Annotated in this window: 19 protein-coding genes and 1 pseudogene; 3 read left to right on the top strand and 17 right to left on the bottom strand. The window is 71.4% G+C overall.

Going from position 1 to position 19,831, the window contains the following annotated elements; translation table 11 throughout:
• Positions 1-3 precede the first annotated feature (3 nt).
• Positions 4-366 carry a DUF1304 domain-containing protein gene (locus tag JOC24_RS27195; RefSeq protein WP_205023045.1) on the bottom strand — a complete coding sequence of 121 codons (363 nt, stop codon included), beginning with the start codon at positions 364-366 and terminating at the stop codon, positions 4-6.
• 178 nt (positions 367-544) lie between these two features.
• Here JOC24_RS27195 and JOC24_RS27190 point away from each other — a divergent pair, with 178 nt between their 5' ends.
• Complete coding sequence (locus tag JOC24_RS27190; RefSeq protein WP_205023044.1) at positions 545-955, top strand: Rieske (2Fe-2S) protein; 411 nt, start codon at positions 545-547, stop codon at positions 953-955.
• A 19-nt stretch (positions 956-974) separates the two neighbouring features.
• Positions 975-1,679, top strand: a complete 705-nt coding sequence (locus JOC24_RS27185; RefSeq protein WP_205023043.1) for a nucleotidyltransferase domain-containing protein — start codon at positions 975-977, stop codon at positions 1,677-1,679.
• Positions 1,680-1,716: 37 nt separating this feature from the next.
• On the opposite strand, the gene JOC24_RS27180 is transcribed toward JOC24_RS27185, so the two are convergent.
• From JOC24_RS27180 to JOC24_RS27110, 16 genes and pseudogenes are all read right to left on the bottom strand, one after another.
• Positions 1,717-2,400 (bottom strand): maltokinase N-terminal cap-like domain-containing protein, encoded by a 684-nt coding sequence (locus tag JOC24_RS27180; RefSeq protein ID WP_205023042.1) that lies wholly within the window; start codon positions 2,398-2,400, stop codon positions 1,717-1,719.
• 13 nt (positions 2,401-2,413) lie between these two features.
• Positions 2,414-2,740: pseudogene (locus JOC24_RS27175) on the bottom strand (nucleotidyltransferase domain-containing protein); the annotation flags it as partial.
• Complete coding sequence (locus JOC24_RS33875) at positions 2,701-2,835, bottom strand: hypothetical protein (RefSeq protein WP_275588613.1); 135 nt, start codon at positions 2,833-2,835, stop codon at positions 2,701-2,703. The gene JOC24_RS33875 and the pseudogene JOC24_RS27175, both read right to left, overlap by 40 nt.
• Positions 2,836-2,838: 3 nt before the next feature.
• Positions 2,839-3,861, bottom strand: a complete 1,023-nt coding sequence (locus JOC24_RS27170; protein ID WP_205023041.1) for an ADP-ribosylglycohydrolase family protein — start codon at positions 3,859-3,861, stop codon at positions 2,839-2,841.
• Complete coding sequence (locus JOC24_RS27165) at positions 3,858-4,601, bottom strand: NUDIX hydrolase (RefSeq protein ID WP_205023040.1); 744 nt, start codon at positions 4,599-4,601, stop codon at positions 3,858-3,860. Before JOC24_RS27165 ends, JOC24_RS27170 begins: the two co-directional genes overlap by 4 nt.
• Positions 4,598-5,677 carry an AAA family ATPase gene (locus JOC24_RS27160; RefSeq protein WP_205023039.1) on the bottom strand — a complete coding sequence of 360 codons (1,080 nt, stop codon included), beginning with the start codon at positions 5,675-5,677 and terminating at the stop codon, positions 4,598-4,600. Before JOC24_RS27160 ends, JOC24_RS27165 begins: the two co-directional genes overlap by 4 nt.
• Positions 5,674-6,327 (bottom strand): nicotinamide riboside transporter PnuC, encoded by a 654-nt coding sequence (gene pnuC / locus JOC24_RS27155; protein ID WP_205023038.1) that lies wholly within the window; start codon positions 6,325-6,327, stop codon positions 5,674-5,676. Before pnuC ends, JOC24_RS27160 begins: the two co-directional genes overlap by 4 nt.
• A gap of 129 nt (positions 6,328-6,456) precedes the next feature.
• On the bottom strand, positions 6,457-7,635 hold the full coding sequence (locus tag JOC24_RS27150) for a pseudouridine synthase (RefSeq protein WP_205023037.1): 1,179 nt from the start codon (positions 7,633-7,635) through the stop codon (positions 6,457-6,459).
• On the bottom strand, positions 7,635-8,285 hold the full coding sequence (gene scpB, locus JOC24_RS27145) for an SMC-Scp complex subunit ScpB (protein ID WP_205023036.1): 651 nt from the start codon (positions 8,283-8,285) through the stop codon (positions 7,635-7,637). Before scpB ends, JOC24_RS27150 begins: the two co-directional genes overlap by 1 nt.
• Positions 8,282-9,394 (bottom strand): segregation and condensation protein A, encoded by a 1,113-nt coding sequence (locus JOC24_RS27140; protein WP_205023035.1) that lies wholly within the window; start codon positions 9,392-9,394, stop codon positions 8,282-8,284. Before JOC24_RS27140 ends, scpB begins: the two co-directional genes overlap by 4 nt.
• Positions 9,395-9,494: 100 nt before the next feature.
• On the bottom strand, positions 9,495-10,094 hold the full coding sequence (locus JOC24_RS27135) for a hypothetical protein (RefSeq protein ID WP_307792763.1): 600 nt from the start codon (positions 10,092-10,094) through the stop codon (positions 9,495-9,497).
• On the bottom strand, positions 10,079-11,197 hold the full coding sequence (locus JOC24_RS27130; RefSeq protein WP_205023034.1) for a ParA family protein: 1,119 nt from the start codon (positions 11,195-11,197) through the stop codon (positions 10,079-10,081). The genes JOC24_RS27135 and JOC24_RS27130 overlap by 16 nt, the downstream gene beginning before the upstream one ends.
• Positions 11,198-11,555: 358 nt before the next feature.
• Positions 11,556-12,671, bottom strand: a complete 1,116-nt coding sequence (gene ald / locus JOC24_RS27125) for an alanine dehydrogenase (RefSeq protein ID WP_205023156.1) — start codon at positions 12,669-12,671, stop codon at positions 11,556-11,558.
• A 163-nt stretch (positions 12,672-12,834) separates the two neighbouring features.
• Positions 12,835-14,910, bottom strand: a complete 2,076-nt coding sequence (locus JOC24_RS27120) for a tetratricopeptide repeat protein (RefSeq protein WP_205023033.1) — start codon at positions 14,908-14,910, stop codon at positions 12,835-12,837.
• Between the two features lie 216 nt (positions 14,911-15,126).
• Positions 15,127-15,753 carry an NUDIX domain-containing protein gene (locus JOC24_RS27115; protein WP_205023032.1) on the bottom strand — a complete coding sequence of 209 codons (627 nt, stop codon included), beginning with the start codon at positions 15,751-15,753 and terminating at the stop codon, positions 15,127-15,129.
• 77 nt (positions 15,754-15,830) lie between these two features.
• On the bottom strand, positions 15,831-17,501 hold the full coding sequence (locus tag JOC24_RS27110; RefSeq protein WP_205023031.1) for a CTP synthase: 1,671 nt from the start codon (positions 17,499-17,501) through the stop codon (positions 15,831-15,833).
• A 439-nt stretch (positions 17,502-17,940) separates the two neighbouring features.
• Between JOC24_RS27110 and JOC24_RS27105 the strand changes: the two genes are divergently transcribed.
• A complete protein-coding gene (locus JOC24_RS27105; RefSeq protein ID WP_205023155.1) occupies positions 17,941-19,743 on the top strand; it encodes a glycoside hydrolase family 15 protein in 1,803 nt (600 codons plus the stop codon).
• Positions 19,744-19,831 lie beyond the last annotated feature (88 nt).

Here is a 19,831-nt window from a genome sequence, read left to right as displayed (position 1 = left end):
GGCTCAGCCCGCCGACAGGACGAGTGCGAGGGCCACGGCGGCCGGCGCCGCCTGGACGTACAGGATCTTGCGGCTGACGGTGGCCGCCCCGTACACCCCGGCGACGATCAGGCAGCTCAGGAAGAAGATCTGCGCCTGGTGGGAGACGGGGTCGCCCGCGATCAGACTCCAGACCAGCCCGGCGGCCATGAACCCGTTGTACAGCCCCTGGTTGGCGGCCAGGGTGGCGCTGGCCCCGGAGAACTCCTCGGTGGTGCCGAAGGCCTTACGGCCGCGCGGGGTGTCCCAGAGGAACATCTCCAGGACGAGGAAGTAGGCGTGGATCAGCGCGACGAGCGCTACCAGTGCCTGGGCGGCGGTCTGCATGGCGTGCGGCCTCCTGGGAATCGACTTCCTGGACAACCGTCCAGGAACACTTCCTGGACAACCGTACAGGAAACCTCGATGCCGCCACCCGCCCGGGCGCATCCGCCGCCCGGTTGCTTCGTCCGGGCGGCACGCGGCGCCACGATGCCTCTCAATCGGCCACCACGCGAGGAGAGCCATGAACACACGGCGAAGGACGGTTCTCGCGGCGGGCGCCGCCGCACTGGGGACCGGCTGTGGCTCGTCCGGCGACGGGAACGGGAGCACCGCCCCGAAGACCCCGCAGCCTTCGGGGACCTCCGACGGGGAGCTGGCCCGGACCTCCGACGTCCCGGCCGGCGGTGGGATGATCCTCAGGGACCGCAAGGTCGTGGTCACCCAGCCGACCGCCGGCGAGTTCAGGGCCTTCTCCGCGGTGTGCACCCACGCGGGCTGCGTCGTCGCCGCGGTCACCGACGGCACGATCGACTGCGCGTGCCACGGCAGCCGGTTCAGCATCGAGGACGGCGCGGTGGAGAACGGCCCGGCGACGCGTCCGCTGCCCGCCGAGCGCATCACCGTCGAGGGCGACAGCATCCGGCTCGGGTAGAGCGCGTACCCTCGCGCGCATGATCACCCCTGACGGCGCGCTGCTCGTGCGGGACCACACCGTCTACTCCTGTGTGATGGGCTCCCGCGCCTTCGGGCTGGCCACGGACAGCAGCGACACGGACCGGCGCGGGGTGTTCCTGGCACCGACCCCGCTGTTCTGGGGCTTCACGAAACCGCCGGCCCACGTGGAGGGGCCGGCGGACGAGCAGTTCTCCTGGGAGTTGGAACGCTTCTGCGAGCTGGCTCTGCGCGCGAACCCCAATGTGCTGGAGTGCCTGCACTCGCCGCTGGTGGAACGGGTCGACGCCACGGGCCGTGAGCTCCTCGGCCTGCGCGGGGCCTTCCTGTCCCAGCGGGCCCACGGAACGTTCGTACGGTACGCGCTGGGCCAGCGGCGGAAGCTGGAGGCCGACGTCCGTGTGCACGGCGCCCCGCGCTGGAAGCACGCCATGCACCTGCTGCGTCTGCTGACGTCCGGCCGGGACCTGCTGAGGACGGGCGAGCTGCGGATCGAGGTCGGGGACGCGCGCGAGGATCTGCTGGCGGTGAAGCGCGGCGAGGTCCCGTGGGCCGAGGTGGAGCGCCGCATGACGCGCCTGGCCGAGGAGAACGACGAGGCGGCCTCGCGCACCCCGCTGCCGCCGGGGCCGGACCGGGAACGCGTGGAGGCCTTCCTGGTGCGGACCCGGCGGGCGTCGGCGGCGGGCGGGACGAGCAGCTGAACCGCCGCCGCGACGGCGGCGGTCCCGGGGAACCGGTTCAGCGTGGTCCGCGGGCCAGGACGGCGAACCGGCTGCGGATCTCCTCCCCTTCCGGCGGACTCCACCCGGCGGTGACGTGTCCCAGCACATCCGCGTCGTCGCCGTCGGCCCCGGAGTCCTCCGCCCGCAGGACGCGTCGCACCGCGAGGGTCAGCGGCGCCTGGCCCCCCTCACCCGCCGCCGTGTCCAGCACGATGTCGGTGCCGTGCTTCCCGTCCAGGGCGGTGGCGGACGCGGCCACCGCCACGAGTCCGGCCGGGACCCGACCGACGCCGACGGACGGATCGGGGGTGTCGCTCAGGCTCTGGGCCTGCGGCACGGCCTGCCCGTGGAGCAGCGCGAGCAACTGGGCGACCAGGACAGGGTCGTGCGCACCGTCGTACACCCAGCGCCGCCCGAGCACCCCGTGTTCGGACGTCCCGACGAGCGCCTCCTCGGCTCCCTCGAGCGGTGCCCCCCGGTAGGTGACCGGGACGTGGTAGGCGACGGGGGCGTCGCCGGAGGTGTCGGTGACGACCATGAACTCCATCCCGACCTCGCCCTCGGGGTCGTCGAGCCTGAACCCCCCGGCACGCGCCAGCTCCGGTGCACCCGGCCCCGCGTACCAGGGCCGGGTGGGGAGCCAGGCGGCGAGGAGCTGCAACTTGCCCGGTTCCATGGTGGTTCTGTGGATGACAGCCATGACGGGTGAACTCCTACGCGCCCGGGCCTGTTCCCCGCCGGCCGTCGGACCGGGCCCGGACGACGAGGTCGTGCAGCGCGTCGAACCCTGAGGGCGTCTCGGGCAGCCGGGAGCTCGCCTGCGCGTCGTCGAGGACATCGTGCAGCGCCTGCACGTCCCGCGCCGCCACGGCATGGTCCACCGTGTCCGCCGCTCCGTGCTCCGCCTCGGCCTTCACCTCGATCAGCGCGGGCAGGAAGGACGGTCCGGTCACCTCCCCCAGCAGCGTCGGCAGATGAGCGGTGAGCGGTCCGCCGCGCATCAGGCGGATGCCGGTGAGCAGGGCACGGAACGTGTAGAGGCGAACAGGAGCGGGCAGGGCTCCTCGGCGAGTATCGGGGTCAGGTCGGTGACCGGCAGTCCGGCCCGGCGCAGGAGCGCCGTGTCGCTGTGCATGGGTCAAGCGTCCCAGAGCGCGGCGAGCGACAGCAGGTCGCTGCGATACTCGATGCGCTCCGACCATTCCTTCGGCCAGGCGCCCGTGCCCAGGTGCGCTCCCGCCAGGGCGCCCGTGAGGCAGGCCAGCGAGTCGGAGTCGCCCCGTGTGCAGGCTGCCCGGCGCAGGGCGGTGACCGGTTCCCCGGGGAAGAGCAGGAAGCAGTGCAGGGCAGTGGCGAGGGCCTCCTCGGCGACCCAGCCGTCGCCCGTGCGCTCGCACGGGTCGGTCTCCGGAGAGGGGCTGCGCAAGGCGTCCTGGACGTTCTCCAGTGCGGCCAGGCACTCGTCCCAGCCGCGCCGGATGAACGCCTCCGGCGAGGCGTCGCCGGCGTACCGCCAGAGGTCACCGAGCCAGCGCACCGGGTAGCGGTCGGCGTTCTCGTAGGCGTAGCTGCGCAGTTGACCGACCAGGCCCATCGGTTCGGCCCCCTGCGCCAGCAGGAACACGGCGCGGGCCATCAGGTCGGAGGCGGCCAGTGCGGTGGGGTGGCCGTGGGTCAGCGCGGCCTGGAGCTGGGAGGCGCCGGAACGCTGTTCCTCGCTCAGGCCCGGTACGAGACCGACGGGTGCGACCCGCATGTTGGCGCCGCAGCCCTTGGAGCCGGTCTGGCTGGCCTCCTGCCAGGGCCGCTCCTCCTCGAGCATGCGGCACGCGGTCATACAGGTGCGGCCGGGCGCACGGTTGTTGTCCGGGGAGCGGTACCACCGGACGAACTCCTCCCGGACCGGGCCCACCAGGCGCTCCGGGGTGAGCAGGCCCCGGTCCATGGCGGTGCGGATGCCCTGGCCCAGCGCGAGCGTCATCTGGGTGTCGTCGGTGACGAAGGCGGGCTTCGGCAGTCGCATCTGACGCCAGGGCCCGCACTTCGCGAGGATCGCGGGGACGTTGTTGAACTCGGTGGGGAAGCCCAGCGCGTCGCCGAGCGCGAGCCCGGTCAGCGTGCCTGTGGCCGCCTGCTTGGTGAGAATCCTTGTCGGAATCATGGTGTCCGTCCTTCAGGGCGTCCTTCCGGGCGCAGCAATGGCGGGTGCAGGGCGGTAGCGGCACCCGCCCGGTAGAGAGCGGCCGGTTTCCCCCGGCCGCCGGTGCGGCGCGGGGGTCCGTCCACGGCCTTGACGAAGCCGGGCGTGGTGAGGACCTTGCGCCGGAAGTTGGGCCGGTCCAGCTCTACGCCCCAGACGGTCTCGTAGACCTGCTGGAGCTCTCCGAGGGTGAACTCGGCGGGACAGAACGCGGTGGCCAGGCAGGAGTACTCGAGCCTCGCGCCGATCCGGTCGTGCGCGTCGGCCAGGATGCGGTCGTGGTCGAAGGCGAGCGGCCCGGTGGCGCCCGCGTCCCACCACTGCGCGTGGGCGGCGTCCCCGCCGCCCCGGGGTTCGGGGAGGTCGGGCACGAGCGCGGCGTACGCGACGGAGACGACCCGCATCCTGGGGTCGCGGTCCGGATCGGTGTAGGTGCGCAACTGTTCGAGGTGGAAGGCGCGCACGGACGTCCTCGTGAGGCCGGTCTCCTCGGCGAGCTCACGGCGGGCCGCCTCCTCGGCGGATTCCCGGGGCAGGACGAAACCTCCGGGCAGCGCCCAGCTCCCCTTGTAGGGGGCCTGGCCGCGTTCCACCAGCAGGACGTGGAGCCGTGCCTCTCGGACGGTGAAGACGGCGAGGTCGACGGTGACGGCGAAGGGGACGAAGGCGTGGGGGTCGTACCCCTCGGGGGCGGTGCTCATCGTCGCTCCGGAAGGGGCGCGGTGAAGTGCCAGCCCTTGGCCACGACTTCGTCCACAGCAGCGACGGCCTTGGTCAGGCGCTCACCCCGGGAGCCGGTGACCTCGATGAACTGACGCCCCGTACGGGTGAGTTCGGCTCGGAAGCGTTCCGTCATCCAGGGCCGCAGCTCCTCGCCATCACGCAGCCCGTCGTCCTCGAAGGCGACTCCCTCGTGGTCGGTGAGCAGCCAGAGGTGGTGGGTGGCCCGGCCCGCGGCCTCCTCGACGAGCGGATTGCGCCCTCCGATGTAGCGCTCGTGCCAGACGGTGGTGGCGAAGGAGTCGGTGTCGCAGAAGAGCACCGGGGATCCGGCCCGCGCCGCGGCCTCCTCCCTGGCGTTCTGGGTCTCCGCGATGAGGGGGAAGTCGTCGGTGGTGAAGGTGACGTCCTCCCACTGGGCCCCGGGCCACCGGCCGCGCAGGGCGGCGAGCTTCGCTTCGCTGAACTCCCGCCCGTACTCGGCGACGTACTGTGTCCGCGCCCATACGCCGCCGCGCCCGCGGTAGTGGTCGGCCAGGGCGCGGGCCAGTGTCGTGGTGCCGGTGGACTCGGCTCCGAGGACGACGATCCGCCTGGCGAACGCGGCACGGACGGGCGGCTCCAGGAAATCCCAGCAGCCGGCGGGGTCGGCGCGGACCGCGGTGCCGGAGACGGGGAAGAGGGTGCGGCCGGGGTCCACGAGGACGGATCGGGCACCGAAGCGGCGGGCCAGTTCCTCTCCGTAGGACTCCGAGGTGAAGACGGCGTCGACCCGTTCCGGCACGGCGGCGGTGAAGACCTCCATGTGCGCGTCCCAGACCGCGGCGTCGTTCAGGTCCATGGGGATGTCGTCGACGGCGCCCACGACCCTGACGTCGGGGTGGGCCTCCCTCATCCAGGCGACCCGGTCGGCGAGCGGGACGGATTCCACGGAGGCGGCGCAGACCAGGACGGTGAGCTTCTCGCAGCGGTCCCGCGCGGTGCGGACGAGGTGGTGGTGTCCGGCGTGCGGCGGATAGAACTTGCCGAGGACCAGTCCGTGGCCGTGGCGCCTCATGCCGGCATCACCGCCTCCTCGCGCCGGGCCGGGGCGAGGTCCCGGTTCCAGCTGCGCAGTCCGACGATGCAGAGCATGAGGAACCCGGCGTACAGCAGGGAGGTCAGATAGAGCTCCTTGTACGCGTACAGCGGGATGTACACGATGTCGGCGGCGATCCACAGCCACCAGGACTCGACGCGCTTGCGGCACTGGCCGTACGTCGCCATGAGCGACAGCGAGGTGGTCAGGGCGTCCCAGAACGGCACGGTCGAATCCGTGGCCCGGGACAGGAGCAGCGTGAGGCCGAGGGTCCCCACCGCCCCCGCCGCGAGCAGCCAGGCCCATTCGGTGCGGGTGGTGCTCCGCACCGGCAGGACGGATGTCCCTGGTCCACCCCCGTGGGTCCAGGTCCACCAGCCGTACGCGGCGAGGGAGATGAAGACGATCTGCAGGCCGGCGTCGGCGTACAGACCGGACTGGGCGAACAGCAGGATGAAGAACAGGTTGTTGGCGATGCCGATCGGCCAGTTGGCGAGGTGCTGGCGGGCCACGAGCCAGACGCACAGTGCGCCGCTGCCGAAGCCCAGCACCTCGGTCCAGCTGACCGGGGTGTCCAGGACCGTCACCAGTGGCTGCTGCAGGGGATCGAGTATGTCCGCGAGCGTCACGCCGCCCTCTCCTTCTTAATGGTCACTATGACTATAAAGAAGAATCGGCGGATGCAAAAGGCCCGCGGCCGGTTCCTGTTCGAAAAGATGAACCAGGAACCGGCCGCGGGCCGTTCGGTGCGGGGGCGGCTACAGACCGACCTCGCGCATCAGCATGCCGACCTCGGTGTTGGTCAGGCGGCGCAGCCAGCCCGACTTCTGGTCGCCCAGCGGGATCGGCCCGAAGGACGTCCGCACGAGGCGCTCCACCGGGAAGCCCGCCTCGGCCAGCATCCGGCGGACGATGTGCTTGCGGCCCTCGTGGAGCGTGACCTCGACCAGGTAGTTCTTGCCGGTGTTCTCGACGACCCGGAAGTGGTCGGCACGGGCGTACCCGTCCTCCAGCTGGATACCGTCCTTGAGCCGCTTGCCGAGGTCGCGCGGCAGCGGTCCCTGGATGGCTGCCAGGTAGGTCTTCTTCACGCCGTACTTGGGGTGCGTCAGGCGGTGGGCCAGCTCACCGTGGTTGGTGAGGAGGATGATCCCCTCGGTCTCGGTGTCGAGCCGCCCGACGTGGAACAGCCGCGTCTCGCGGTTGTTCACGTAGTCACCGAGGTTCTGGCGGCCGTCCGGGTCGCCCATGGTGGAGACGACGCCGGCCGGCTTGTTCAGCGCGAAGAAGAGGTGCGACTGGGTCGCGACGGTCAGGCCGTCGACCTTGATCTCGTCCTTGTGCGGGTCGACGCGCCTGCCCTGCTCCAGGACGATCTCGCCGTTGACCTCGACCCTGGCCTGCTCGATGAGCTCCTCGCACGCCCGCCGCGAGCCCATGCCGGCCCGGGCGAGGATCTTCTGCAGCCGCTCGCCCTCCTGCTCGGCACCCGGGTGGGTCTTGGGCGTCCTGATCTCGGGCTTGTCGGCGTACCGGTCGCGGTTGCGCTGCTCGATCTTGGCGTCGAGCTCCCGCGGACGGGCGGGCGCGCCCTGGCGACGGCCGCCCTTGCTCACGTTCTGTGCGGGCTTGGGGCCACCCTTGGCCCCGCCGCGTGCGGCCGCGCCGCGACCCTTGCGGGGACCGCCGTCGCCGCCCGGCTTGTCGGAGCCGACGTCGTAGCGGCGCTCCTCGGGGCGGGGCCGACGGGGGCGCTGCTCCTGCTGGTCGTCACGCCCGGAGCCGGAGACCCGGGGGTTCGGGTTGCTGTTCCTGCCGGTGCCGGTGTTGTTCCTGTTGCCGCTCCAGGAGCCGCCGCCGCTCTTCCCGCCGCCGCTCCTGCCGCCGCCGCTGTTGCCGCCGCTGCCGCTTCCGCTGTTCCTGCCACTGCTTCGCATCAAAAATCCGTCTTGTCGTCTGCGTGAGTATCCGGGGTGTCCGGTGCGTCCGGATCGAACGACGGCACACCCTCTAGCGTCTCAGCCTCGATCGCGTCCGCCTCCGGGAGGAAGGGCGCGAGCTCCGGGAGCTCGTCCAGGCCTCGCAGGCCCATGCGCTCCAGAAAGTAGTTCGTCGTCCTGTACAGGATCGCACCTGTTTCGGGTTCCGCGCCCGCCTCCCCTACCAGACCCCTCTGGAGCAGGGTCCGCATGACGCCGTCGCAGTTCACTCCGCGTACCGCCGAGACCCTCGACCGGCTGACCGGCTGGCGGTACGCGACCACCGCGAGGGTCTCCAGCGCCGCCTGCGTGAGCCGGGCGGGCTGGCCGTCCAGGACGAAGCCCTCGACCGCGTCCGCGTACTCCGGACGGGTGTAGAAGCGCCAGCCCCCGGCGACCGGCCTCAGGTCGAATCCACGGCGCTGGAGGGTGTACTCGTCGGCCAGTTCCCGCAGGGCGTCCGCCACGGCCCTGCGGGGCCGCTGGAGGACCTTGGCGAGGTGTTCCTCGGTGGCGGGCTCGTCGACGACCATGAGGACCGCCTCCAGCGCGGGCTTGAGGTCGAGCCCGGCAACCCGGGCGCCGCGTCCTTCGTCGTCCGTGCTCATGCCTGTACGTCCTCCTGTGGCTCGCGCACCTCTTGGTCGAACTCGTCGGTGACCACCGGTTCGGCCCCCTCGCCCCCGGCCCAGCGCACCAGGAGGTCACCGAGCGCCTCCTCCTGGTCGAGCGCGACCGCCTTCTCCCGGTAGAGCTCCAGGAGCGCCAGGAAGCGGGCCACGACCGTGAGGGTGTCCCGCGCGTCCTGCGTGAGCGCCCGGAAGCTGATCTCGCCCTCCGCCCGCAGGCGGGCCACCACGATCTCCGCCTGCTCGCGCACGCTGACCAGCGGCGCGTGGATGTGGTCGACGTACACCTGCGGCTCGGGCTTCGGCTGCATCGCCTTCACGGCGAGCCGGGCGAATCCCTCGGGGCCGATGCTGATAACGACCTCGGGCAGCAGCTCGGCGTGCTGCGGCTCCAGCCCCACGGTGCGGGGATGGCGCCGCGACTCGGACTCGAGCCGGTCACTGAAGATCTCCGCGATCCGCTTGTACGCGCGGTACTGCAGGAGTCGCGCGAAGAGCAGGTCCCGCGCCTCCAGGAGGGCCAGGTCCGCCTCGTCCTCCACCTCGGCGGTGGGCAGCAGCCGGGCGGCCTTCAGGTCGAGAAGGGTGGCGGCGACGACGAGGAACTCGGTGGTCTGGTCGAGGTCCCAGTCCGGTCCCATCGCGCGGATGTACGCCATGAACTCGTCGGTGACCTTCGACAGCGCGACCTCGGTCACATCGAGCTTGTGCCGGGAGATCAGCTGGAGCAGCAGGTCGAAGGGGCCCTCGAAGTTCACCAGGCGCACGGTGAACCGCCGCTCGTCGGCGGCCGCCGTGTCGGACGGTCCGGGAACGGTGTCGGGTCCGCCGCCGGCCGCCACCGGCACGGCTCGGGGGGCGGCCTCGCGGGGGGCCTCCGCCCGCGCGGGCGGGACCGTGTCCGCTCCCGCCTCCGTGAGGTCTCCGGCGGGCCCGGCGGGGCCCTGCGGGGCCTCCGTGGCCTCCCGGGGCGCGTACGGAGCCGCAGTGGCGTCCGCGGACGTCGCGGGAGACGCCCCGTGCCGTGCCCCCGGCCCTCGGCCGAGGGCACGGCGGGTCGGGCGGGGCGTGTCGTCGGCAGTCGGCATGTGCTGGGGTCCAGGGGTGCGGCGGGAGGCGGGCCGTGGGCCCCGGGGCGGGGCCTCCGTCCGGCGGCCCTCCCCCGGCAGGCTACCGGCGACGCACCGCTCAGCGGCCCCGCAGCCTGCGTACGAGGATGCTCGCGTCGCCGCGCGACTCCAGGTCGGCCAGCACCACGGCGACCGCTTCCCGGACGATGCGCCCGCGGTCGACGGCCAGTCCGTGCTCACCGCGCAGCACGAGGCGCGCGTGCTCGAGGTCCATCAGTTCCTCGGCCGAGACGTAGACGGTGATCTTCTCGTCGTGGCGTTCCCGGCCGCTGGGCCGGCGGTTCGCTCCCCGCCCTCCCCCGCGACCGCGCTGAGGCTGGGCGGTGGGAGCCGCCTCCTGCGGCGGTGCGGTGCGGGCCCGGGGCGGTGCGGCGGTACCGCGGTCGTCCCCGTCGGTGCGGCTGCGCGAGCCACCGCCGTCGGCGTCCGCCGCGGAGTGCTCCTCGCCTGACGCCGCGGCGGGTGTGTCACCGCCGGACGGTGCGCCGCCCTGGCCGCCCGCGTCCTCCGCCGAATCATTTCCTGCGGCCGGTGCGGGGACCCGCGCCTCGCCGTTCGCCTTGCGTCGCCTCTCGGCGGAGGACGAGGCCTGCAGGCCCATGCCCCCAGTGGTGCGGAACAGCTCGTCGGCCCCCGGCAGACTCACTCGGCGTGACACCGGGCGAGCACCTCCCTGGCGAGCTGGCGATAGGCGGCGGCACCGACCGAGTTCGACGCGTACGTGGTGATGGGCTCGCCGGCGACCGTGGTCTCCGGGAAACGCACGGTACGGCCGATGACCGTGTGGTAGACGTGGTCGTCGAACGCCTCGACGACACGTGCGAGCACCTCACGGCTGTGCACCGTGCGGGAGTCGTACATGGTGGCGAGGATCCCGTCCAGTTCCAGCTCGGGGTTGAGCCTCTCCTGGACCTTCTCGATGGTCTCGGTGAGCAGCGCCACGCCCCGCAGCGCGAAGAACTCGCACTCGAGCGGGACTATCACCTTGTGAGCCGCCGTCAGGGCGTTCACGGTGAGCAGCCCGAGCGAGGGCTGACAGTCGATCACGATGTAGTCGTAGTCGGCCATCAGCGGCTTGAGTGCGCGCTGCAGCGTCGACTCCCGGGCCACCTCGCTCACCAGCTGCACCTCGGCGGCCGAGAGGTCGATGTTGCTGGGGAGCAGGTCCATGTTGGGCACGGCCGTCTTCAGCAGGACCTCGTCGGCCGCCATGCCCCGCTCCATGAGCAGGTTGTAGACGGTGAGGTCGAGCTCCATCGGGTTGACCCCGAGGCCGACGGACAGGGCTCCCTGCGGGTCGAAGTCGACGAGCAGGACGCGCCGGCCGTACTCCGCGAGTGCGGCGCCCAGGTTGATGGTCGACGTGGTCTTGCCGACGCCGCCCTTCTGGTTGCACATCGCGATGATCTTCGCGGGGCCGTGTTCGGTCAGCGGACCGGGGATCGGGAAGTACGGCAGCGGCCGGCCGGTCGGGCCGATCCGCTCGCGGCGCTGGCGGGCGGCGTCGGGCGCGAGCGTGGCCGCGTACTCCGGATCGGGCTCGTATTCGGCATCGGGGTCGTAGAAGTGCCCTTCGGGCACCTCGGCGAAGTCGGCGAAGTGGGCGGTATCTCGGCCACTTTCGTTGCCGGCCATGGCGTTCACGTGTAGGCCGTCCATCATCTGGGGGGCTGTCGTCATGTGCTGTTGGGTGGCGAAGGTGCGGACCGCGACGGAGCCGACAGCTTCGAGCCCGATCGGGCTCAGACCCCGTGCAGGCATCCCCGGTTGACCACCCCCGGGAGTAAATGTCGACTCATTCACAAGTCGTCTTACCTCCTTGGATGTGACCAGGAAACTTATCGATAGGTCAGCGTGGCACCATGCCGACGATTGGCGACTCTATGGCGTGTCACCGGTTCGCAGCAACACAATCCGCCGGACCCGGCCCGTTGTGTCGGCAATCGAACGCCCCTCTGTCAAGAGCACGGAGCGCCCGGGGCGCACCTTTCGCGGGGGTGCAAAACGGGTCGAGGGTCACGTCTCCGGCGAGTCGAACCGAAGCCTCTCATGCGTGCGGCCGGACCTTGCTGGGCAAGGTCCGGCCGCACGCATGGGGTTGACGGAGAGGGTTGACCACTCAGCCGAGAAGCGTGGTCAGTTCGACGTGGTCGAGACCGTGCGCCTCGGCCACCCCGCGGTAAACCACCTGGCCGTCATGGGTGTTGAGCCCCTTGGCGAGCGCGGCGTCGCGGCGCAGGGCATCGGCCCAGCCACGGTTCGCGAGCTCCAGGATGTAGGGCAGCGTGGCGTTGGTGAGCGCGTAGGTGGAGGTGTTCGGCACGGCGCCCGGCATGTTCGCGACGCAGTAGAAGACCGAGTTGTGCACCGTGAAGGTCGGCTCGGCGTGCGTCGTCGGATACGAGTCCTCGAAGCAGCCTCCCTGGTCGATCGCAATGTCGACAAGAACACTCCCGGGCTTCATCCGGGCGACGAGCTCGTTGGTGACCAGCTTCGGCGCCTTCGCGCCCGGGATCAGCACGGCGCCCACGACGAGGTCGGCCTCGACGACGGCCTTCTCGAGCTCGAGGGCGTTGGAGACGACCGTCCGCACCTTCGTGCCGAAGACCTTGTCGGCCTCACGCAGCTTGTTGATGTCCTTGTCGAGCAGCGTGACGTGGAAGCCGAGCCCGACGGCGATCTGCGTGGCGTTCCAGCCGGAGACCCCGCCGCCGATGACGACGGCCCTGGCCGACCCCGTGCCGGGGACACCGCCGGGGAGCACACCGCGCCCGCCGACCGAGCGCATCAGGTGGTAGGCGCCGACCTGCGGGGCGAGGCGGCCCGCGACCTCGGACATCGGGGCGAGCAGCGGCAGGGCGCGGGTCGCGGTCTCGACGGTCTCGTACGCGATGGCGGTCGTGCCGGACTCGAGCAGGGCGTCCGTGCACTCACGGGAGGCGGCGAGGTGCAGGTAGGTGAAGAGCGTCTGGCCCTTGCGGAGGCGGTGGTACTCCTCGGCGACCGGCTCCTTGACCTTGAGCAGCAGGTCGGCGGCGGCCCAGACCTCGTCCGCGGTCGGCAGGATCAGCGCGCCGGCGGCGACGTACTCCGCGTCCGGGATGGAGGAGCCCTCGCCGGCGTGCTGCTCGACGAGGACCTGGTGGCCGTGACGGACCAGCTCATGCACTCCGGCAGGGGTGATCGCCACCCGGAACTCGTTGTTCTTGACTTCGCGGGGGATGCCGACCTTCACGTCGATCACGGTCCTTGACTTGGAGAGTCGCTCGGGCATAACGGGTGATACCCGCATGTACCAAGCATAAAGGGAGACACCGCGGGGATGTGCGGCAGAGCCATCATTAATGAAGGACTTCTCACTGTCCAGCCTTACAAAGCATTAAGTTTTCGTCGAAGCACTACGGATTTCGCAGGTCTGACTCTTCCTGTTCGCTGGCCTGCGCCTCTTCGCCCAGCAGCCTGTCGGCCGCCGCCCTGTGGAGCCGGGCGGCGGCGGGGTCCCCCAGCCGGTCCAGGGTGTCGGCGAGCCTGAGCTCCAGTGCGGCCTGGAGACGCAGGTCACCCGCCCTGCGCGCCAGGTCCACCGCCTCGCGGCAGGTGTACAGCGACTCCTGCGGCCGGCCCGCGTACTCCTGCACCCGCGCCGCCTCACTGAGCGCACGCGCCTGGGCCGGGACGTCCCCGAGCCTGCGGTGGCCCGCCGCCGCCGCCCGCCAGTTGCGCAGGGCCTCGCCGTATCGTCCGGCATAGGTGTGGACGGCGCCCAGCCGGCCGTACAGCCGCGCCTCGTCGGCCCGCTCCCTCTGGCCGAGCCGCTGCGCGAGCGCGCGGCCGTACCAGTCCGAGGCCCGGCTGAAGTCCCCCAGTTCGGCGTACGCGCCGCCCGCGGACTCCATCGCCCTGCCGGTCGCGTAGAGGTCGTTCGCCGCGCGTCCGGCGTCCAGCGCTGCCCGGTAGCGGGCCAGTGCCTCCCGCGTGCGGCCGGTCCTGGCGTCCAGATCTGCGAGGTTGAGCAGGGCGGCGGCCTTCTCCCGGGGCAGATCGCGGCGCTCCGCGACATCGAGGACCAGCCCGTGCAGCCCGTAGAGCACGGGAGCGGCCTCCTCCGTACCCCGGTGCACGGCGAGGGCACGGACGAGCGCGGCCACCAGCCGACGGGCGAGGGTGTCCAGGTCACCGTCGCGCACCGCGACAGCGGCGGAGGCCAGCAGCGCCGGCTCGTGGGCGCGGAGCCACTCGGCGGCGGACTCGGGATCGGGGAAACGCAGCGAGCTGGGCAGCCCGGCGAGCCTGCGGCGGGCCGGTGAGTCCTCGGGGTCGGTGACCGCGCGGCAGGCCTGGAGCCGGCGCACGGTCCGCTCCAGCATCCTGGCCCGGGCCAGCTGGATCTCGGCGGGCCGCTCCCGCTCCTCCAGCAGGGCGCGCACCAGCGGTGCGAGGCAGCCGGGCACCTCGTACTGCGGCAGCTCGGCGCCGTTCGTCCTGAGCAGCCCGAAGCGGACGAAGTCGTCCAGGGTCGTCCGGGCGGCCGAGACCGAGCATCCGGCCAGCGCGGAGGCGGTGTGGGCGTCGGCCAGACCGGCGGGGGCGAGCGCGAGCAGCCGCAGTATCCCGGCGGCGGCCGGTGGGAGCGACTCGTGGACCAGCCGGAAGGCGCGGGCCAACGACCTGTCGCCGGACGGTAGTTCGGGGTCGTCGGACTGGTCACGCAGCTGCTTGGTGACGTCGGCGACCGAAGTGCCGGGCCGGGCGGCGAGCCAGCCCGCGACCAGGGTCAGTGCGGCGGGCTGCCCCCCGCACTCCTCCGTGAGGGACTCGGCGGTCCGTGGATCGACCGTGATCCGGACCTGGCCGATGGTGCGGGCGAGCAGCTCCACGGCGGAGCCCGCGTCGAGCCCGCCGATGGTGCACGGGCGGACGCCGGGGATTCCGGTGAGAGGTCCGGTGGCGGTGGCGACGACGAGGCAGTCCGGGTTGTCGGGCAGCAGCGGGTCGACCTGTTCGGCGTCCACCGCGTCGTCGAGCAGGATCAGGGCGCGGCGTACGGCGAACGCCTCGCGGACCATCTCGGACAGCTGGTCCTCGTCGGCGCCGGGCGGGGCGGTGACGGACAGCAGGTCCAGGAGGGCGCGCGCGGTGCGCTCGCCCGGGACGCGGGCGCCTCCGGGTTCCGTGAGCGAGACCCGGAAGACGCCGTCGGGGTAGTCGCCGGGTTCCCGGAGCCGCCGGGCGAGTTCGGCGGCGAGCGCGGTGCGTCCGGATCCGGGCCGTCCGGCGATCAGGAGGACCCGGGCGCGGGCTGCTTTGCGGCCGGCCAGGGTGTCCAGGCCCGCTCGCTCGATGTCCTCCTTGAGGGCCCTCAACTCGCGTTCGCGGCCGAAGAACTGAGGTGGAGTCACATCCGGCGGTCCCTCGGCTCCCGCCGTCCCCGCCACTCCGGCCGGGCCTTTGGTGTCCACCGCCTGATCGGTCACGGGCCACGCTCCACTTCGCTGCACGCGGTTGCCCGCCGGAAGTCCGGTCGGGGCCTTTCGAGCGTAGTTCAGTGGTGTGGACGATCACGGCCGAGCGCGGCGGAGACATCCCCCGATCGGATCAGCTTTTCGTACGATCGGCGTCCTTACATACCGGTACCGGCCCGTCCCGTCGGTACCGGTGCCGGGACGTCGGGGCCGGACCGGCCGGAGGGATCAGGCCTCGAACGGGCGGGCCGGCCACGGCGCCCCGGCCGGGCGCAGCGAGTCCACGCCGTCGCCCGCGAGCACCGCGGTGAGTGACAGGACGCCCACGACCAGGCAGTTGTTGTGCAGATCGCCGGCGAGCACGCCCCGTACGAGCTCCTCCAGGGGGACCCGCGCCTGCTCCATGTCGGCCTCCTCCTCGGCCACGGCGAAGCGCTCGCCCTCGGCCTCGGAGAGGTCCCGGGCGAGGAAGACGCGCACGGCTTCGTCGCAGCCGCCGGGCGAGGTGTAGACGTCCGTCAGCACCCGCCAGTCCTCGGCCTTGACGTGGGCCTCCTCGTAGAGCTCCCGCTGGGCCGCGTGCAGCGGGTTCTCGCCGGGGATGTCGAGCAGCCCCGCCGGGATCTCCCACAGCTTGTGGCGCACCGGGTGCCGGTACTGCCGCAGGACGAGGACACGGCCGTCCGAGTCGAGCGCGAGCACGGCCACCGAACCGGGGTGCACCTGGTAGTCGCGGCCGTGGACGCTGCCGTCGGGCATCACGACGTCGTCGGTGCGGACGCTGGTCTTGTTACCGGTGAAGGGGGTCACCGTCGCGGTGACCTGCCACTCCTCGGGCGTGTCCTGGAAACCCATGTACGTCCTCCCACGAACAAACAGAAACCGGGGCACGCATCCCGTCAAGGATCCGTACCCCGGTCAACCGTATCGCCTTACGCGTCGGCGCCCGTCCCGTGCGCCGCGACCTTGCGCTCCACCGCGGCCTTCACCAGGCCGGCGAAGAGCGGGTGCGGGCGGGTCGGACGGGAGCGCAGTTCCGGGTGCGCCTGGGTGGCGACCAGGTAGGGGTGGGCCTCACGCGGGTACTCGACGTACTCGACGAGCTTGTTGTCCGGGGAGGTGCCGGAGAAGACCAGTCCGGCCTTCTTCTCCAGCTCCGCGCGGTAGCCGTTGTTGACCTCGTAGCGGTGGCGGTGGCGCTCCTCGACGTACGGCTCGCCCGCGTAGGCCTCGCGGACCAGGGAGCCCTCGGCGAGCTTCGCCGGGTACAGGCCGAGCCGCATGGTGCCGCCCAGGTCACCGGCGCCCTCGACGTACGCGAGCTGCTCCTCCATCGTCGAGATGACGGGGTGGCCCGTGGCGGCGTCGAACTCGGTGGAGTTCGCGTCGGGGATGCCGGCCAGGTTGCGCGCGGCCTCGATGACGATGCACTGCAGGCCGAGGCAGAGGCCGAGCAGCGGCACCTTGTTCTCGCGGGCGTACTGGATGGCGCCGACCTTGCCGATCACACCGCGCTCGCCGAAGCCGCCGGGGATGCAGACGGCGTCGACGTCACCGAGCTGCCTCTGCGCGCCGGCCGGGGTCTTGCAGTCGTCGGAGGCGACCCACTTGACCTTGACGCGGGCCTTGTTGGCGAAGCCGCCGGCGCGGATGGCCTCGGTGACCGAGAGGTAGGCGTCGGGCAGGTCGATGTACTTGCCGACCAGGGCGACGGTGACCTCGTGGTCGGGGTTGTGGACCCGGTCCAGCAGGTCGTCCCAGGTCGTCCAGTCGACGTCGCGGAACGGCAGGTCGAGCTTGCGGACGACGTAGGCGTCCAGGCCCTCGGTGTGCAGCACCTTGGGGATGTCGTAGATCGACCGGGCGTCCTTGCAGGCCACCACGGCGGTCTCGTCGACGTCGCACATCAGCGAGATCTTGCGCTTGATGGCGGTCGGGACGTCGCGGTCGGCGCGCAGCACGATGGCGTCCGGCTGGATGCCGATGTTGCGAAGGGCGGCGACCGAGTGCTGGGTGGGCTTGGTCTTCAGCTCGCCGGAGGGGCCGATGTAGGGCAGCAGCGAGATGTGCACGACGAAGACGTTGTCGCGGCCGACCTCGTGGCGGACCTGGCGGACCGTCTCCAGGAAGGGGAGCGACTCGATGTCGCCGACCGTGCCGCCGACCTCGGTGATGACCACGTCGACGTCGTCGGTCGCCATGCGGCGGATGCGGTGCTTGATCTCGTTGGTGATGTGCGGGATGACCTGGACGGTGTCGCCGAGGTACTCGCCGCGGCGCTCCTTGGCGATCACCGTGTTGTAGACCTGGCCGGTCGTGACGTTGGCCGAACCGTCGAGGTCGACGTCGAGGAAGCGCTCGTAGTGGCCGATGTCCAGGTCGGTCTCGGCGCCGTCGTTGGTGACGAACACCTCACCGTGCTGGAAGGGGTTCATCGTGCCGGGGTCGACGTTCAGATAGGGGTCGAGCTTCTGCATCGTGACCCGCAGGCCACGTGCCTTGAGCAGGGCACCCAGGCTGGAGGCAGTCAGACCCTTGCCGAGGGAGGAGGCGACACCCCCGGTGACGAAGATGTGCTTGGTCGTCGTGGATGTGGGCTGCATAGCCAAAGGGGGCTCCCGTGGTCGCGATCATGAGGTGCGTACCGGCATGCCGTGCGGAGGAATCCAGCAGGCGCCGTCGCTGCGGTTCGGGGGCCTCGTCCACTGTGGGGACGACCACCGGTCCACGGGCTACCAGGGTAACAGCGACCTGGGGAGGCCGCTTCCGGCCATGACTCCTCCGCTCTCACCACAAGATCATCACGTCCGTTTCAGCTCCCACCCATTCGCTGATGACAGGCTGAGGACAACCGGTGGACAGTCGCGCGGATCTTCCAGGTGCGTCGTATCCTGCTCGGACACTCGCTGCCGAGTTGGCCGGCCCAGCGGCTCCACCCCAGCCCGCTCACCCGCGCAAGAGCTCGTCGGTTCTACTACAACGACCCCTTGACCAGCAGTAAGCGCCCTGCGGGGCGACATGGCCGTTCGACTGGAGACGCACGTGGCCGGGCGCATCGAGGATTACGCACTCATCGGAGACATGCAGACCGCAGCCCTGGTCTGCCGGGACGGCACAGCGGACTGGCTGTGCCTCCCACGCTTCGATTCCCACGCGATTTTCGCCGGACTTCTCGGGACCGAGGAGAACGGTTTCTGGCGGCTGGGACCCGCCCGTCCCGAGGGGGCCGAGCCCCCGTCGGCGGACCGGCGCCGCTACCGCGGCGACTCGCTCGTCCTGGAATCGGAGTGGGACACCGCCCGGGGCACGGTCCGTGTGACCGATTTCATGCCGCCGCGTGACGGTGCCCCCCAGCTCATCCGCATCGTGGAGGGCGTGAGCGGGCGGGTCCCGATGCGCTCCGAACTCCGGATGCGTTTCAGCTACGGACGGGTCACTCCCTGGGTGCACAAGGTCGACGGCCGTACGGTCGCGGTCGCGGGCCCCGACTCGGTGTGGCTGGACACGGAGGCGGAGACGTACGGCCAGAACCTGACCACGTACTCCGACTTCACCGTGTCCCCCGGCGACCGGATCGCGTTCACCATCAGCTGGCAGCCCTCGCACCACGAGCCGCCCGGTGTGCCGGAACCCGAGTCGTCCCTGGAGGCGACCGAGAACTTCTGGCGCGAGTGGGTCGACCAGTGCACGTACCACGGCCCCTACCGGGAGGCCGTCGTCCGCTCGCTGATCACGCTGAAGGCGCTCACCTACGCGCCGACCGGCGGCATCGTGGCGGCCCCGACCACCTCCCTGCCCGAGGACATCGGCGGCTCGCGGAACTGGGACTACCGCTACACCTGGCTGCGGGACGCGGCGATCACGCTCTCCTCCCTGCTGCGCACCGGGTACCGCGAGGAGGCCCGCGCCTGGCGCGAGTGGCTGCTGCGGGCCGTCGCGGGCGACCCGGAGAACCTGCAGATCATGTACGGCATCGCGGGAGAGCGGGAGCTCGGCGAGGCGGAGCTGGACTGGCTGCCCGGCTACGAGAACTCGAGCCCCGTCCGGGTCGGCAACGGCGCGGCGAACCAGCTCCAGCTCGACGTGTACGGCGAGGTCACCGAGGCGCTGCACCTCGCGCACATGACGGGCCTCACCCGCAACGACTACGCGATGGGCCTCCAGCTCAAGCTGATCGAGTACCTGGAGAAGCACTGGGAGGAGCCGGACGAGGGCATCTGGGAGGTACGCGGGCCGCGCCGGCACTTCGTGCACTCCAAGGTGATGGCCTGGGTCGCGGTGGACCGCACCATCAAGCTGATCGAGTCGGGCGACGCGGAGGGCCCTCTGGAGCGCTGGTACCAGCTCCGGGACGACATCCACCGTGACGTCTGCGAGCGGGGCTACGACCCGGAGCGCAACACCTTCACCCAGTCCTACGGGTCGAAGGAACTGGACGCGTCCCTGCTGCTGATCCCGCAGATGGGCTTCCTGCCGCCCGACGACAAGCGCGTCATCGGCACGATCGAGGCGATCCAGCGGGAGCTGTCCACGGAGGACGGGTTCGTCCTGCGCTATCCCACCGAGGGCGACGACGCGGGCGTCGACGGCCTGGAGGGTGACGAGGGCGCATTCCTGGCCTGCTCGTTCTGGCTGGCGGACGACCTGGCGATGATCGGCCGGGTCGACGAGGCCCGTCGGCTCTTCGAGAAGCTGCTGTCCCTCCGCAACGACCTCGGTCTGCTGGCCGAGGAGTGGGACTCGAGGCTCCAGCGCCAGGTGGGTAACTTCCCGCAGGCGTTCAGCCACGTGCCGCTGATCGACACGGCACTGCGGCTGACGGCCAGCGGGGCGTACGCAGGCTGATCCGTGAGGACGTGACAGGGCTCTGCGGAACGGCCGATGTCCACGGCCGGACCTACGATGGAAGAGTCCTGTCACGCCCTGCGAAGGG

The sequence above is a fragment of the Streptomyces sp. HB132 genome, from assembly GCF_016909575.1.
GTDB lineage: Bacteria > Actinomycetota > Actinomycetes > Streptomycetales > Streptomycetaceae > Streptomyces.
The sequence above is the reverse complement of the archived record's forward strand: the minus strand, read 5'-3'. Positions and strand labels throughout refer to the sequence as shown.

Excerpts from the sequence above, each read along its gene's own strand:
- scpB (WP_205023036.1), bottom strand. The coding sequence starts at position 8,285 with ATGAGCACGGACGACGAAGGACGCGGCGCCCGGGTTGCCGGGCTCGAC.
- JOC24_RS27150 (WP_205023037.1), bottom strand. The coding sequence starts at position 7,635 with ATGCGAAGCAGTGGCAGGAACAGCGGAAGCGGCAGCGGCGGCAACAGC.
- JOC24_RS27195 (WP_205023045.1), bottom strand. The coding sequence starts at position 366 with ATGCAGACCGCCGCCCAGGCACTGGTAGCGCTCGTCGCGCTGATCCAC.
- JOC24_RS27190 (WP_205023044.1), top strand. The coding sequence starts at position 545 with ATGAACACACGGCGAAGGACGGTTCTCGCGGCGGGCGCCGCCGCACTG.
- JOC24_RS27170 (WP_205023041.1), bottom strand. The coding sequence starts at position 3,861 with ATGATTCCGACAAGGATTCTCACCAAGCAGGCGGCCACAGGCACGCTG.
- JOC24_RS27160 (WP_205023039.1), bottom strand. The coding sequence starts at position 5,677 with ATGAGGCGCCACGGCCACGGACTGGTCCTCGGCAAGTTCTATCCGCCG.
- JOC24_RS27130 (WP_205023034.1), bottom strand. The coding sequence starts at position 11,197 with ATGCCTGCACGGGGTCTGAGCCCGATCGGGCTCGAAGCTGTCGGCTCC.
- JOC24_RS33875 (WP_275588613.1), bottom strand. The coding sequence starts at position 2,835 with ATGCACAGCGACACGGCGCTCCTGCGCCGGGCCGGACTGCCGGTCACC.
- JOC24_RS27180 (WP_205023042.1), bottom strand. The coding sequence starts at position 2,400 with ATGGCTGTCATCCACAGAACCACCATGGAACCGGGCAAGTTGCAGCTC.
- JOC24_RS27110 (WP_205023031.1), bottom strand. The coding sequence starts at position 17,501 with ATGCAGCCCACATCCACGACGACCAAGCACATCTTCGTCACCGGGGGT.
- JOC24_RS27185 (WP_205023043.1), top strand. The coding sequence starts at position 975 with ATGATCACCCCTGACGGCGCGCTGCTCGTGCGGGACCACACCGTCTAC.
- JOC24_RS27115 (WP_205023032.1), bottom strand. The coding sequence starts at position 15,753 with ATGGGTTTCCAGGACACGCCCGAGGAGTGGCAGGTCACCGCGACGGTG.
- JOC24_RS27140 (WP_205023035.1), bottom strand. The coding sequence starts at position 9,394 with ATGCCGACTGCCGACGACACGCCCCGCCCGACCCGCCGTGCCCTCGGC.
- JOC24_RS27165 (WP_205023040.1), bottom strand. The coding sequence starts at position 4,601 with ATGAGCACCGCCCCCGAGGGGTACGACCCCCACGCCTTCGTCCCCTTC.